This is a genomic window from Sphingomonas benefaciens (assembly GCF_052907485.1).
The window spans coordinates 271,323-286,309 of record NZ_JBREIC010000002.1 but is presented as its reverse complement, the minus strand read 5'-3'; the positions used below and the strand labels follow the sequence as shown (position 1 = coordinate 286,309).

8 protein-coding genes are annotated in these 14,987 nt (G+C 68.0%); 7 read left to right on the top strand and 1 reads right to left on the bottom strand.

Annotated elements, in window-relative coordinates; all coding sequences use genetic code 11:
* Positions 1 to 167 precede the first annotated feature (167 nt).
* Both ACU5AX_RS09785 and ACU5AX_RS09780 read left to right on the top strand, forming a co-directional pair.
* On the top strand, positions 168 to 3,092 hold the full coding sequence (locus ACU5AX_RS09785; protein ID WP_446690728.1) for a TonB-dependent receptor: 2,925 nt from the start codon (positions 168 to 170) through the stop codon (positions 3,090 to 3,092).
* Between the two features lie 187 nt (positions 3,093 to 3,279).
* Positions 3,280 to 4,773, top strand: a complete 1,494-nt coding sequence (locus ACU5AX_RS09780; protein ID WP_446690727.1) for a tryptophan halogenase family protein — start codon at positions 3,280 to 3,282, stop codon at positions 4,771 to 4,773.
* A gap of 9 nt (positions 4,774 to 4,782) precedes the next feature.
* Here the strand turns inward: ACU5AX_RS09780 and ACU5AX_RS09775 are convergent, their stop codons facing one another.
* Complete coding sequence (locus ACU5AX_RS09775; RefSeq protein ID WP_446690726.1) at positions 4,783 to 5,826, bottom strand: LacI family DNA-binding transcriptional regulator; 1,044 nt, start codon at positions 5,824 to 5,826, stop codon at positions 4,783 to 4,785.
* A 164-nt stretch (positions 5,827 to 5,990) separates the two neighbouring features.
* Between ACU5AX_RS09775 and ACU5AX_RS09770 the strand changes: the two genes are divergently transcribed.
* The 5 genes from ACU5AX_RS09770 to ACU5AX_RS09750 all read left to right on the top strand — a co-directional run bounded on the left by ACU5AX_RS09770 (position 5,991) and on the right by ACU5AX_RS09750 (position 14,817).
* The gene (locus ACU5AX_RS09770) at positions 5,991 to 7,835 is read left to right on the top strand and encodes an alpha-amylase family glycosyl hydrolase (RefSeq protein WP_446690725.1); all 1,845 of its coding nucleotides are present in this window, start codon (positions 5,991 to 5,993) and stop codon (positions 7,833 to 7,835) included.
* The gene (locus ACU5AX_RS09765; RefSeq protein WP_446690724.1) at positions 7,832 to 9,436 is read left to right on the top strand and encodes an alpha-glucosidase; all 1,605 of its coding nucleotides are present in this window, start codon (positions 7,832 to 7,834) and stop codon (positions 9,434 to 9,436) included. Before ACU5AX_RS09770 ends, ACU5AX_RS09765 begins: the two co-directional genes overlap by 4 nt.
* A complete protein-coding gene (locus ACU5AX_RS09760) occupies positions 9,433 to 11,520 on the top strand; it encodes a glycoside hydrolase family 97 protein (protein WP_446690723.1) in 2,088 nt (695 codons plus the stop codon). Before ACU5AX_RS09765 ends, ACU5AX_RS09760 begins: the two co-directional genes overlap by 4 nt.
* Positions 11,521 to 11,815: 295 nt before the next feature.
* On the top strand, positions 11,816 to 13,312 hold the full coding sequence (locus tag ACU5AX_RS09755) for a tryptophan halogenase family protein (RefSeq protein ID WP_446690722.1): 1,497 nt from the start codon (positions 11,816 to 11,818) through the stop codon (positions 13,310 to 13,312).
* Positions 13,309 to 14,817: an MFS transporter gene (locus tag ACU5AX_RS09750; RefSeq protein WP_446690721.1), complete on the top strand. Its 1,509-nt coding sequence runs from the start codon at positions 13,309 to 13,311 to the stop codon at positions 14,815 to 14,817. The genes ACU5AX_RS09755 and ACU5AX_RS09750 overlap by 4 nt, the downstream gene beginning before the upstream one ends.
* Positions 14,818 to 14,987: the final 170 nt, after the last annotated feature.

The following is a 14,987-nucleotide window of genomic DNA, read 5'->3' as shown; positions in this document are numbered from 1 at the left end:
GCTCTGTTGCCGGAATGCAACGCGGCTGCGACGACGCATGAATACGTATGTGGCCGCGTTGGCACATAATCTCCCTTTGTTCACAAGCGCGAGCATCACGCCGGCCGATCGTCCTTCCAAGCCAGGGGGCGGGGGCATGGCAGCACCCAAGGGGGAGGATTCTTCTCGTGTCCCGTTCCGTTCCGTCGTTTTCGCTGCGCACCCGCTGCGCGCTCCGCACCACCACCGTCGGCCTCGGCAGCCTGTTCCTGGTAACCGGCGGCGCCGCCTTCGCGCAGGAAGTCCCCAACCCGCAGTCGCCCAACGCCAACCCGCCCGCCGCCGCGACGGTGCAGGCGCCGGCGCCGGCCGCCGAGCCGACCCCGAACCAGGACGCCGAGCAGGCGCAGACCGTCGCCAATGCGACGCAGGACGACGGCGGCTCGGACATCGTCGTCACCGGCATCCGCGCCAGCTTGGCGAGCTCCGCCAAGATCAAGCGCGACTCGACGCTGATCGTCGACAGCGTCTCGGCCGAAGACGTCGGCAAGCTGCCCGACGTGTCGATCGCCGACTCGCTCGCCCGTCTGCCCGGCGTCACCGCCCAGCGCCTCGAAGGCCGCGACCAGCGCCTGTCGATCCGCGGCCTCGGCCCCGATTTCTCGACCACGTTGCTCAACGGCCGCGAACAGGTGACGGTCGGCGACAACCGCGGCGTCGAATATGACCAGTATCCGTCGGAATTCTTCCGCAACGTCAACGTCTACAAGTCGGCCGACGCCTCGCTGATCGCGGCCGGCATCTCGGGCACCGTCGATCTGCGCATGCTGCGCCCGCTCGACCAGCCGGGCCGCGTCTTCGCGATCAACGCGCGCGGCCAGATGAACGGCATCGACAGCCTCAACCCGGATTCGTCGCGCTACGGCTATCGCGCCTCGGCGACCTATGTCGACAAGTTCGCCGGCGACACGCTCGGCATCGCGCTCGGCGTCTCGGCGACGCAGACCCCGTCGCAGGACGAACGCTACAACGCCTGGGGCTATAACGGCACCGGCACCGCGGCGAGCCCCTATGTGCTCAGCGGCGCCAAGCCCTATGTCCAGTCGAACGAGCTGAAGCGCTACGGCGGCGTCGCGACGATCGAATGGCAGCCGTCCGAGAACTTCCACTCGACCTTCGATGGCCTCTATTCGCACTTCGAGGAAACGCAGCATCTGCGCGGCATCGAATTCCCGCTGGCGGGCAACGTGTCGGCGGCGAACCAGGCGATCGGCGGCGTCAGCAACGGCTTCGCGACCAGCGCGACCTTCACCGGCGTCCACGCGATCCAGCGCAACGACTACAATCAGCGCAAGGCGGACAATTTCTCGCTCGGCTGGAACAACGACCTGAAGCTCAGCGACAGCATCCACCTCAACGTCGATGCGAGCTGGAGCCACGCCAAGCGCACCGACTTCCTGCTCGAGACCTATACCGGCACCGGCTACGGCGGCTCCGGCCCGGCGGACACCGTGCGCGTGTCGCAGAACAGCAACGGCACCTATTCGATCGTGCCGACGCTGGATTACACCAACACCAGCATTCTGCGCCTGACCGACCCGCAGGGTTGGGGCTATAACGGCACGCAGGCGGTGGTGCAGGCGGGCTTCCTCAACCAGCCGAGCTTCAAGGACGACCTGAAGTCGCTGCGCGCCAGCCTGAACGGCGAATTCGAGGGCTCGCTGGTCCGCGGCTGGGAAGTCGGCGCCAACTACAGCCGCCGTCAGAAGACCAGCGCCTATCAGTCCTACTTCCTTTGCCCGAAGGGTGCCGGCAGCAACTGCACTGTGACGAGCGGCACGCCGACCTCGGCGGCGATCCCGGCAGAGGCGCTGCTCGGCGAGAACGTGCCGCTCGCCTATCTCGGCGTGCCGGCGATGCTCGCGCTCAACCCGCTGTATCTCTACAACAACGCCTACAACAGCTATTACGACAACCGGCCGAGCTCGCTGGTGCGCGACAATGTCGTCACCGAGAACGTCTGGACCGGCTATGCCAAGATCAACATCGACGGCCAGCTCGGCGGCAAGAATGTCAAGGGGTCGCTGGGTGCGCAGGTCGTGCATAGCGAGCAGCGCGGCACCGGTCAGATCGCGTCGGTCAACAACGGCATCGTGACGATCGCGCCGGCCGACCAGAAGGTGAACTACACCAACTTCCTGCCCAGCGCGACGCTGGCGGTGGAGCTGATCCCGAGCGGCTACATCAAGATGGGCGCCTCGCAGACCATGGTCCGGCCGCGCCTCGACCAGGAGCGCGTGACGCAGGACGTGTCGGTCAACGTGGCCAACATCGTCGCCAACAACCCCAATGTCGCGCTGAACCCGGTGTTCAGCTCGTCGGGCGGCAATGTCGCGCTGCGGCCCTATCAGTCGACCAACATCGATCTGTCGTTCGAGAAGTATTTCGCCGGTGGCGGCTATGTCGCGCTGTCGGGCTATTTCAAGCACCTGACCGACTTCGTCGATCCGAACAACAGCTATGCCTATGACTTCTCGTCGCTGCTGCCGGGCCTGACGCCGGCGCAGCAGGCGATCGTCACGCAGATCGGCGGCACGACGGGCCCGGTCTCGGCCCCCGCCAACACCGGGCGCGGCGAGGTGCTCGGCGTCGAGGGTACGATCTCGCTGCCGTTCAAGGCGATCACCAGCACGCTCGACGGTTTCGGCGTGTTCGTCACCGGCAATTACACCGACTCCTCGATCAAATATGCCAACAACACGACGATCACGCTGCCTGGTCTGTCGGACTGGACGGCGAGCGGCACGCTCTACTTCGAAAAGTGGGGCTTCCAGGCGCGCGCCAACTATCGTTACCGGTCGAGCTTCCTCGCCGAGGTCGCGGGTCTATCGGCCAGCCCGACCTACCGTACGGCGAAGAGCGAGGGCATCCTCGATGCCCAGATCGGCTACGAGTTCCAGAGCGGCTTCCTGAAGGGCTTCTCGATCCTCGCGCAGGGCAAGAACCTGACCGATCGTCCGTTCATCACCTATCAGAACAACGATCCGCGCCAGGTGATCGACTACCAGCGCTACGGCCGCGATTATTACATCGGTATCAGCTACAAGTTCTGATCCTTTCCTCCCCGCCTATGAGGGCTGTCGCCGCGACCCGGCGGCAGCCCTTTTTGTTGCGACCACCGTCACCCCGGACTTGTTCCGGGGGCCACCGTTCCGCAAAATGGCCGGCCGCTGCGTGCGCGACACCGGGGATGCCGGAACCAGTCCGGCATGACGACCGGCAAACCAGAGGATGCCACCCATGACCCCCACCACGATCGTCATCGCCGGCGGCGGCACCGCGGGATGGATGGCGGCGGCGGCGCTCGGCCATCTGCTCGGCGAGCATGTCACCATCCGCCTCGTCGAATCCGAAGCGATCGGCACGGTCGGCGTCGGCGAGGCGACGATCCCGCAAATCCGCCTGTTCAACCAGGCGCTCGGTCTCGACGAGGATGCCTTCCTGCGCGCCACCGGCGGCACCTTCAAGCTCGGCATCGCCTTCGACGGCTGGACCGCGCCGGGGCACAGCTACATGCACGCCTTCGGCGACGTCGGCCGCGACGTCGGACCGGTGCCGTTCCAGCATTACTGGCTACGCGCCCGCGCCGCCGGTGTCGCCGGCCCCCTCGGCGACTATTGCATGAACGAGGTCGCGGCCCGCGCCGGCAAGGTCCATCGCGGCCCGCCGCTCACCGCGCGCACCATCCCGCCGATCCCTTACGCCTTTCACTTCGACGCCAACCTCTACGCCGCCTATCTCGCCCGCTTCGCGCGCAACCGCGGCGTCGAGCGGATCGAGGGGGTGATCGCCAAGGTCGAACGCGACGGCGACAGCGGCGACGTTACGGCATTGCTGCTCGACGACGGCCGGCGCGTCGCGGGCGACCTGTTCCTCGACTGTACCGGTTTCCGCGGCCTGTTGATCGAGGGCGCGCTGGCGACGGGCTATGAGGATTGGTCGCGCTGGCTGCCCTGCGACCGCGCCGTCGCGCAACCGAGCACCGGAAGCGGCGCGCCTTTGCCCTATACGCGGGCGATCGCGCGCACGGCGGGCTGGCAGTGGCGCATCCCGCTGCAGCATCGCACCGGCAACGGCCATGTCTATTGCAGCGCCTTCACCAGCGACGACGAGGCGGCGGCGACGCTCGCCGCCAATCTCGATGGCGAGGCGACCGGCGATCCGCGGCCCTTGCGCTTCGTCACCGGCCGCCGGCGCCAGGCGTGGCGCCACAATGTCGTCGCGCTCGGCCTTGCCAGCGGCTTTCTCGAACCGTTGGAATCGACCAGCATCCACCTGATCCAGTCGGCGATCGCGCGGCTGGTCAAGCTGCTCCCCGCCATGCCCGTCGCCGATGCGCTGCGCCGCGAATACAACCGCCAGGCCGATTTCGAGATGGAGCGGATCCGCGATTTCCTGATCCTCCACTATTGGGCCAACGGTCGCGACGAGCCCTTCTGGCAAGCATGCCGCGCGATGGCACTGCCCGACACGCTGCAGGCCAAGATCGACCTGTGGCGCGAGGCGGGCGTCATCACCCGCGAGCACGAGGAATTGTTCACCGAGGACGGCTGGCTGCAGGTGCTGGTCGGGCAGGGGGTCACGGCGCACGCGCACCATCCGCTCGCCGATGCGATTCCCGATGCCGATCTGGCGGAATATATGGAGACGCTGCCCCTGCTCTACCGTCGCGAGGCGGGCGCGCTGCCGCAGCATGGCGCCTATGTTGCGCAGCATTGCGCGATGCGGCGGTAGGCCGCGGGGCTAGCTCGAGCCGCGCACCACCAGCCGCGGCTGCAGCAGCGCGGCCTGCGTCGTCTGGTCCGCGATGCGGCGCAGTAGCGTGTCGACCAGCACCTCGCCGGCGCGGCGATAGTCCTGCGCCACCGTGGTCAGCGGCGGCTGCGTCGTCGCGGCGGCGGGGATGTCGTCGAAACCAACCACCGACACGTCATCGGGCACCTTGATCCCCGCCTCCGCCAGCGCCCGCATCGCGCCGAGCGCGATCAGGTCGGAGGCGGCGAACAGCCCGTCGAAGGGGATGTCGCGTGCCATCAGCCGCTGCATCGCCTCATAGCCGCCTTGCTCGACCGACAGCGCATCGGTGTGCAGCCCCAGATGCACCGGCAGCTCCGCCGCGCGCAACGCGGTCTGCAATCCCTGATAGCGGTCGCGGAATTCGGGATAATGGTCGTCGGCCTGGCCGATGAAGGCGATCCGCCGCCGGCCGCGCGCGATCAGATGCTCGCCTGCGGCGCGGCCGCCGGCCAGATTGTCGCTGCCGATCGTCGTCGCCAGCCCGTCGGGATCGACCGAGCCCCAGCGCACGAAATGCGTGCCCTGCGCGCGCAGCGCCTCCAGCCGCGCCTTGTACACCTCGTAATCGCCATAGCCGAGCAGGATGATCCCGTCCGCCTTGCGGCTGTCCTCATAATCCTTGTGCCAGTCGGCGGACAGGTCCTGGAACGAGGTCAGCAGGTCGTAGCCACGCGCCGCGCAGGTGCGCAGGATCGACCCGAGCATCGAAAGGAAGAACGGGTTGATGTAGGTGCCGTCCGGCATCGGGTCTTCGAAGAACAGCAGGGCGATGGTCATCGCCTGGCCGCGGCGCAGTGACGAGGCGTTCTTGTCGACCTTGTAGTTGAGCTGATGCGCGATCGCCTCGATCCGCATCCGCGTCGCATCGCTGACCGTGGGGTCGCCGCGCAGCGCGCGGCTGACCGTCGGCTGCGAGACGCCGGCCAGCGCGGCGATGTCGAACGACGTCGGCTTGTCGCCTGCCCCCCTGCTGCGCGTCCTAGCCGTCATGATGGTGCAATAGACCAAGGGGATGCGCGGCGGAAGGGCGGGGGTGTGCCGCATGTGAATACGTATGCCCTGCGCTTGGCTTGTGCGCGCCGCTTTCCCAGAAGGCGTCGACCAAGCGCGGCATGAACCGCGCCGACTGGGATGACCACCGGGAGGGGAATGACATGCGCCGATCGGCGAAATCCTACGCCGCGCTGGCCGCCGCGCTGCTGGCGATGACCGGCCTCGCCGCATCCGCCGCCGCGCAACAGGCCGCGACCGACTTTCGCGCCCGCCTGCCGCAGGACGAGGTGATCTATTTCCTGCTCCCCGACCGGTTCGACAATGCCGATCCGTCCAACGACCGCGGCGGCCTGACGGGCGACCGCAGCGTCACCGGCTACGACCCGACCGCCAAGGGCTGGTATCACGGTGGCGACCTGAAGGGCGTGACGCGCCGGCTCGACTATATCCAGGGGCTGGGCGCCACCGCGATCTGGGTCGCGCCGATCTTCAAGAACAAGGCGGTGCAGGGCGGCCCCGGCCAGCAATCCGCCGGCTATCACGGCTATTGGATCACCGATTTCACCCAGGTCGATCCGCATTTCGGCACCAACCAGGATTTCGCCGACCTCGTCGCCGCCGCGCACAAGCGGGGCATGAAGGTCTATATGGACATCGTCGTCAATCACACGGCCGACGTCATCCAGTATCGCGAATGCGTCGCCACCCCCGACTGCCCGTACCGCAGCCGCGCCGACTACCCGTATCAGCGCCGCGGCGGCGTCACCGGCCCGGCGATCAACGCCGGCTTCGCGGGCGACCAGGATCGCAGCCCGGCCAATTTCGCGCACCTGACCGACCCAAGCTACGCCTACACTCCCTTCGTGCCCGAGGCGGAGAAGGCCGTGAAGGTGCCCGCCTGGCTCAACGATCCGATCTACTACCACAATCGCGGCAATACGACCTTCGCCGACGAAAGCGCGACGATGGGCGATTTCAGCGGCCTCGACGACCTGATGACCGAGAACCCGCGCGTGCTCGCCGGGATGATCGACATCTACGGCGGCTGGATCGACCGGTTCGGCATCGACGGCTTCCGCATCGACACCGCCCGCCATGTCGAGCCGGCCTTCTGGCAGGCGTTCGTGCCGGCGATGCGGGCGCGCGCCAAGGCGAAGGGCATCCCCAATTTCCACATCTTCGGGGAGGTCGCGTACGAGACGCTCGACGTCGGCCTGCTCGCCCGCCACACCGTGGTCGACCAGCTGCCCGGCGTGCTCGACTTCGCGACGCGTCAGGCGATCCTGGAAAGCGTCACCGGCAAGCAGGAGCCGGGCGCCTGGGACAAACTGACTCTGGGCGACGCGCTCTACGCGCACGGCTACGACACCGCGGTGCAGCTGCCGACCTTCGTCAGCAACCACGATGCCGGCCGGCTGGCGATGGCGATCCGCAGCGTCATGCCGCTGATCAGCGACGACGAACTACTGCAGCGCGTCCGGCTGGCACACGCCATGCTGCTCACCTTGCGCGGGGTGCCGACCATCTATGCCGGCGACGAACAGGGCTTCGTCGGCGACGGCAACGACCAAGACGCGCGCGAGGATCAGTTCGGCAGCAAGACCGCCAGCTACAACGACAATCACCTGCTCGGCACGACCACCACCACCGCGACCCCGCATTTCGGCCGCGACCATCCCCTCTATCGCGAGATCGCCGCGCTCGCGAAGCTGCGCACCGCGACACCGGCGCTCACCCGCGGCACCGAAACGCTCCGTGCACGCAGCGACCAGCCCGGCCTTGTCGCGCTGTCGCGGATCGATCCGGCAACGGGCGCGGAAGTGCTGCTCGCCTTCAACACCGCGACCAAGCCCCTGACCCGCGAGGTCGAGGTCGGCACCGCCGCCACCGCTGCGACCGTCCTCGCCGGCAGCGGCTGCGCCGCGCGCGTGTCCGCGCCGGGCAGCCTGTCCGTCACCCTTGCCCCCCTCTCTTATGCGATCTGCGCGCTGAAGGCCGACCGATGACCGATACCAGACCCTGGTGGCGCGGCGCGACCATCTACCAGATCTATCCGCGCAGCTTCGCCGATGCCAATGGCGACGGCATCGGCGATCTCGCCGGCATCACCGCGCATCTTGATCACGTTGCCGGCCTGGGCGTCGAGGCGGTCTGGCTGTCGCCTTTCTTCCGCTCGCCGATGGCCGATTTCGGCTATGACGTGTCCGATTATTGCGACGTCGATCCGGTGTTCGGCACGCTCGCCGATTTCGACGCGCTCGTCGCCCGCGCGCATGCGCTGGGGTTGAAGGTGATCGTCGATCAGGTCTGGGCGCACACCAGCGACCAGCATCCCTGGTTCGCCGAAAGCCGCGCCAGCCGCGACAATCCCAAGGCGGACTGGTACGTGTGGCGCGACGCCAGGCCGGAAGGCTCGCCGCCCAACAACTGGCAATCGGTGTTCGGCGGGCCGGCCTGGACCTGGGACGCGCGCCGCGGCCAATATTACATGCACAATTTCCTGAAGGAGCAGCCGCAGGTCAACGGCCATCATCCGGACGTGCAGCAGGCCTTCCTCGACATCGCGCGCTTCTGGCTGGAGCGCGGCGTCGACGGCTTCCGCCTCGACGCGATCAACTTCATGATGTTCGACCCCGACCTGCGCGACAATCCGCCGGCGCCCGACGACGGCAAGGTCCGCACCCGTCCGTTCGACTTCCAGCTCCACGTCTACAACCAGAGCCACGACGCCATCCCCGGCTTTCTCGAACGGATCCGGGCGCTGTTCGACAGCTATGACGCGCGCTTCACCGTGGCCGAGGTCGGCGGCGCCGACAGCGATCGCGAGATGAAGCTGTTCACCGCGGAGGGACGCCGGCTCAACAGCGCCTATGGCTTCGACTTCCTCTATGCCGAGGCGCTGACCCCGACGGTCGTCGCCGAGGCGGTGGCGAAATGGCCGGAGGCCGACGGCCAGGGCTGGCCGAGCTGGGCGTTCGAGAACCACGACGCGCCGCGCGCCATCTCGCGCTGGACGGCGCCGGAGCAGGCGCATGCCTTCGCGCGCATGAAGATGCTGCTGCTCGCCTCGCTACGCGGCAACATCTTCCTCTATTACGGCGAAGAGCTCGGCCTGACCCAGGTCGACGTGCCGTTCGAGCAGCTGCAGGACCCGGAAGCGATCGCCAACTGGCCGCGCACCCTGTCGCGCGACGGCGCGCGCACGCCGATGCCCTGGGCCGCCGATGCCCCGGGCCTCGGCTTTTCCACCGCGACGCCGTGGCTGCCGATCGGTTCGGATCACGCCAGCCTCGCGGTCGACCGGCAGGAGCGCGACCCACATGCGCTGCTGCACTGGACGCGGGACGTGCTCGCCTTCCGCAAGGCGCATCCCGCGCTGCTCACCGGTGACATCCGCGTCGTCGAGGCGGGCGAGGCGATGCTCGCGCTGGAGCGGCGCGGCGAGGGCGAGTCCTTGCTCTGCGTCTTCAACCTGTCGCCCGAGCCGCAGCGCTGGGCGCCGGCCGACCCCAATCGCTGGCGCCCGCTGCGCGAGTCGGCGACACAGGGCTGGCATTTCGACGGATATGGCGCATTGATCGCGCAAAGCATTGGAGAGGCACGATGAACCCCTGGACACTCGGCGCCGCGATGGCGCTGGCACTGGCCACCACGGCGGGTCATGCCCAGACCGATACCAGCGTCGTTGCGCAGAATCCGAATGGCCAACTGAAGCCGGTCGCCACCGCCACTTCGCCGAACGGTCGCATCGCGCTGGCCATCGCCTTCGACAATGACGGGCGCCCGACCTATGCCGTGACCCGCAACGGCAAGCCGATCCTCAATCCCAGCCGTCTCGGCATCATGTTCACCGACGCGCCGAAGATCGAGCGCAACGTCGAACTGATCGGCCAGTCCAAGGCGTCGTCCGACAGCAGCTGGAACCAGCCCTATGGCGAGTGGAAGACGATCCGCGACCGCCACAACGAGCTGACTTTGCGTTTCCGCGAGAAGACCGGCCTCAAGCGTGAAATGGACGTCGTCTTCCGCCTGTTCGATGACGGCATCGGCTTTCGCTACAGCTTCCCCGACCAGCCCAATTTGCACATTGCCAACATCGCCGACGAACTGACCGAATTCGCCTTCGCGCAGCGCGGCACGGCGTGGTGGAAGCCGGCCTATCAGTGGAACCGCGAGGAATATCTCTACAACAAGACGCCGCTCGATGCGGTCGGCACCGCGCAGACGGTGATGACGGTCAAGCTCGCCGACGGCACCCATGCCGCGCTGCACGAGGCGGCGCTGGTCGACTATGCGGCGATGAATCTCGCCCGGTCGGAAGGGAATACGCTGAAGGCGTCGCTGACCCCCGGCGCCGGTGCGCCCAAGGTGACTCGCACCGCGCCCTTCGCCTCGCCATGGCGGACGATGATCCTGTCGGACGACGCGCCCGGCCTGTACATGAGCCACATCGAACTCAACCTCAACGAGCCCAACAAGCTCGGCGACGTCAGCTGGATCAAGCCGGCCAAGTTCGTCGGCGTGTGGTGGAAGATGATCAAGGGCGACTGGACCTGGGCGACCGGACCCAAGCACGGCGCGACCACCGCCAACGTCAAGACGTACATCGACTTCGCCGCCGCCAACAAGATTCCTGGCGTGCTGGTCGAGGGCTGGAACGTCGGCTGGGACGGCGATTGGCTGGGCAACGGCAACGACATGCAGTTCGACACGCCGACGCCGGATTTCGATGCGGCGGAGCTGACCCGCTACGCCAAGGCGAAGGGCGTCCACCTGGTCGGCCACAACGAGACCGGCGGTTCGGTGAGCCATTATGACGCGCAGCTCGACCGCGCCTTTGCCTTCGCGCGCGACCACGACATCCCGGTGGTGAAGACCGGCTACGTCACCGACGCCGGCCAGATTGAGCGCGTCGATGCGGACGGCACCAAGAAGCGCGAATGGCACGAGGGCCAGTGGATGGTGAACCACTATCTGCGCGTCGTGCAGACCGCCGCCAAGTACAAGGTCGGCATCGACAGCCACGAGCCGGTCAAGGACACCGGCCTGCGCCGCACCTATCCCAATTGGCTGAGCCGCGAGGGCGGCCGCGGCATGGAATATAACGCCTGGCCGGGCAAGAACCCGCCCAACCACGAAGCCAATATGTTCTTCACGCAATGGCTCGGCGGGCCGATGGACTTCACCCCCGGCATGCTCAGCCTGACCGGCCAAGGCGGCAGCACGCTGATGTCGACCGAGGCGAAGCAGCTGGCGCTCTACGTCGTCATCTATTCGCCGGTGCAGATGGCGGCCGACACGCCGGAGAATTACGCGCAGCACATGGATGCCTTCCAGTTCATCCGCGACGTGCCGGTCGACTGGTCGGACACGCGCGTGCTGAACGGCGAGGTCGGCGACTATGTCACGGTGGCGCGCAAGGATGCGGCGAGCAACGACTGGTATCTCGGCAGCATCACCAACGAGGCCGGCCGGACGCTGACCGTGCCGCTCGACTTCCTCGACGGCGGCAGGAGCTACACCGCAGAAATCTATCGCGACGGCGACGGTGCGGACTATCGCACCGAGGCGCGCCACGCGATCGCCATCGAGAAGCGGCCGGTGAAGAAGGGCGACACGCTGACCCTCACCCTCGCCCCCGGCGGCGGCCAGGCGATCCGCTTCGTCGCGGCCGGCAAGGGGAAGAGGTGAGCGGGAGGCATCCCGTGCCTCTTCCTCGAGCGCGGCGGAGAATCGCGCTCGGCTGCCGCATGTTCTTTCGTCATGCCGGACTCGTTCCGGCATCCACCCCGCCACGCTCGCAACGCGCGTGGCGTCTGCGGCACGGTGGACCCCGGAACGAGCCCGGGGTGACGAAGGCAGGGGACCTACCGGCACCGTCGTCCCGGCGCAGGCGGGGATCCAGACACGCGGAGGTCACGGCTGGAAGCGCAACCGCAGCCTCTCTGGATTTTCGCCTGCATGGGCATGACTTGGGAGGGCAGGGGTGACCGACGCGGCCGCCACTTCCGCGCCCACCATCGCGATCGTCGGCGGCGGCACCGCCGGGTGGATGGCGGCCTGCCTGATGGCCACGGCCTGGCCCGACGCCGCGATCACCCTGGTCGAATCCCCCGACGTCGGCATAGTCGGCGTCGGCGAGGGCTCGACGCCGCAACTCAAAGCATTGTTCGACGGGCTCGGCATCGCAGAGGCCGACTGGATGCCGGCCGCCGATGCGACCTACAAGGTCGGCATCGCCTTCCACGGCTGGGGCGAGCCGGGCAGTGCCTACTTCCACCCCTTCGCCGGCGCGGTCGACCTCCACACCCAGCCCGCCTTCCACGCCAGCGCGCACGCCCGCCGCACCGGTGCCGACGTGCCTGCGCATCCGGATCGCTTCTTCCTCAACAGCCGCCTCGCCGCCGCGGGCCGTGCGCCCGTCGCACCGCCGAACTTCCCGTTCCCGGTCGGCTACGGCTACCATTTCGACGCGCACAAGGTCGGCGAGGTGCTGCGCGCCGAGGCGATCCGCCGTGGCGTCCGCCATGTCCGCGCGCATGTGGAAGCGGTGGTCGTCGCCGACACGGGCGACATCGCCAGCCTGACCCTGCGCGACCAAGATCCGCTCGCCGCCGATCTGTTCGTCGACGCCAGCGGCTTTCGCAGCCTGTTGCTGCAGCAGGCCTTGGGCGTGCCCTTCCGCCCCTTCGCCGAGAATCTGTTCAACGACCGTGCCGTGGTCATGCCGACCCCACGCGGCGCAACGCTCGACGCCCATACCAGCGCCACCGCGCTGTCGGCCGGCTGGGCCTGGGCGATCCCGCTGACCGCGCGCACCGGCAACGGCTATGTCTATGCCTCCTCCTACCTGTCGCCGGACGAGGCGGAGACGGAACTGCGCCGTCACCTCGGCCGGCTCGACGATCCGACGCCGGCGCGCCATCTGATGATGAAGGTCGGCCGCGTCGAACGCAGCTGGGCGGGCAATTGCCTCGCCATCGGCCTCGCGCAGGGGTTCATCGAGCCGCTCGAGGCGACCGCGCTGCACCTCGTCCAGGCGACGGTGGAGGGCTTCCTCCGCGCCTATGAGGCGGGCGGCCGCTCGCCGCGCGACCGCGATGGCTTCAACGCGCGCATCGCCCGCCGCTACGAGGGGATCCGCGACTATATCGTCGCGCATTATCGGCTCAACCGCCGCATTGACACGCCCTATTGGCGCGACAATGCCGGGCATGACCGATTGTCCGACGATCTCAAGGCGATCATGACCGCCTGGTTCACCGGTCGCGATGTCGCCGCCCTGGTCGAGAGCCGCGATCTCGCCGGCTATTATGCGCCGATGTCGTGGGAGGTGCTGTTCGCCGGTTACGGCACCTTCCCGCCCGCCGGCCGCCTGCGCGCCGCGGCGCCGGTCGCCGACCTCGCCGCGATCGACGCGCTGCTCGACGGCTGCCTGCTCAATTTCCCGCCGCATGCGGCGGCGCTGAAGGACCTTGCATGACCGATACGTTCGCCCGCCGTCCGCGCCAGAGCTGGGCGGGGCTGTTCAACATCTCGTTCGGCTTCTTCGGCATCCAGATCGGCTTCGCGCTGCAGAACGCCAACATGAGCCGCATCTTCCAGTCGCTCGGCACCAGCCTCGACGATCTGCCGGCGCTGTGGATCGCCGCGCCGCTGACCGGCCTGCTCGTCCAGCCGATCATCGGCCATATGAGCGATCGGACTTGGCTCGGCCGGCTCGGCCGGCGGCGGCCCTATTTCCTCGCCGGCGCGCTGCTCGCCGGCCTCGCGCTGTTCGTCATGCCGGAAAGCCCGTCGCTGCTCGTCGCGGCGCTGATGCTGTGGGTGCTCGACGCCTCGCTCAACATCTCGATGGAGCCGTTCCGCGCCTTCGTCGGCGACATGCTCGACCGCGACCAGCACGCCGCCGGCTATGCGGTGCAGACCGCCTTCATCGGCGCCGGCGCGGTGTTCGGCTCGATCTTCCCCTGGTTGCTCGAACATCTCGGCGTCTCCAACCAGGCGGCGGCGGGCGGCATCCCCGACACGGTGCGCTTCGCCTTCTGGTTCGGCGGCGCGGCGCTGGTCCTGGCGGTGCTGTGGACGGTGCTGACCACCCGCGAATATGCGCCGGACGAGATGGCGCGCTTCCATGGCGCCGCCGATCCCGACGAGGCGGATCATGTCGTCCGCATCCTCGCCGCGCGCAATCCGCTCGCCAGCCTGCGCTGGATCGCCGCCGGCGTCCTGATCGTCGCGATCGTCGCGACGCAGCGGCTCGAGAAGGAGGTCTATGTCCTCGGCGGCCTGTTCGTCGCCTACGGCCTTGCCGGCATGATCGCGGTGGCGCGCGCGAAGGCGGGGCGCAGCCCCGGCCTGCTCGGCCATATCGTCGGCGATTTCGCCGGCATGCCGGTGCTGATGAAGCGGCTGGCGGTGGCGCAGTTCTTCAGCTGGTCGGCGCTGTTCATCATGTGGATCAACACCACGCCGATCGTCGCCGGCCGCTTCTTCGGCGCGCCCGATGCGGCGAGCCCGCTCTATCAGGAAGGCGCCAATTGGGTCGACGTGCTGTTCGCCGCCTATAACGGCATCGCCGCGGTCGCCGCGCTGACCCTGCTGCCGCTGCTGTCGCGGCGGATCGGCCAGGCGCGCACCCATATCGTCGGCCTCCTGTGCGGGGCCGCCGGCTTCGCCAGCTTCTTTCTGGTGACCGACCCCAAATGGCTGCTGGCCAGCGAGATCGGCATCGGCATCGCCTGGGCGTCGATCCTCGCCATGCCCTATGCGATCCTCGCCTCCAGCCTGCCGCAGCGCAAGCTCGGCATCTACATGGGCCTGTTCAACGTCTTCGTCGTCGTGCCGCAATTGCTCGTCGCGACGGTGATGGGCTCGATCACCAAGCACTTCTTCCCGACCGCGCCGATCTGGACCCTGGTCTTCGCCGCCGGCGCGCTGCTGCTCGCCGCGCTGGCGATGACGCGGGTGCAGCCCGGGCGGGATTGAGCATCCTGCCGCTGGTTCAGCGCGGCGGAGATCGGTTCGCGCGGAGGCGCGGAGGCGTGGCGAAGGACACCCTCGGCGGGCGTGCAACGTAACCGGCCGTACGCTCTCCTGCACGGACCCTGCACATCATCCCCATCGACCGGTGACGCCGTCACCGGCACGCCCTGAAC

Excerpts from the sequence above, each read along its gene's own strand:
- ACU5AX_RS09750 (WP_446690721.1), top strand. The coding sequence starts at position 13,309 with ATGACCGATACGTTCGCCCGCCGTCCGCGCCAGAGCTGGGCGGGGCTG.
- ACU5AX_RS09770 (WP_446690725.1), top strand. The coding sequence starts at position 5,991 with ATGCGCCGATCGGCGAAATCCTACGCCGCGCTGGCCGCCGCGCTGCTG.
- ACU5AX_RS09775 (WP_446690726.1), bottom strand. The coding sequence starts at position 5,826 with ATGACGGCTAGGACGCGCAGCAGGGGGGCAGGCGACAAGCCGACGTCG.
- ACU5AX_RS09760 (WP_446690723.1), top strand. The coding sequence starts at position 9,433 with ATGAACCCCTGGACACTCGGCGCCGCGATGGCGCTGGCACTGGCCACC.
- ACU5AX_RS09765 (WP_446690724.1), top strand. The coding sequence starts at position 7,832 with ATGACCGATACCAGACCCTGGTGGCGCGGCGCGACCATCTACCAGATC.
- ACU5AX_RS09780 (WP_446690727.1), top strand. The coding sequence starts at position 3,280 with ATGACCCCCACCACGATCGTCATCGCCGGCGGCGGCACCGCGGGATGG.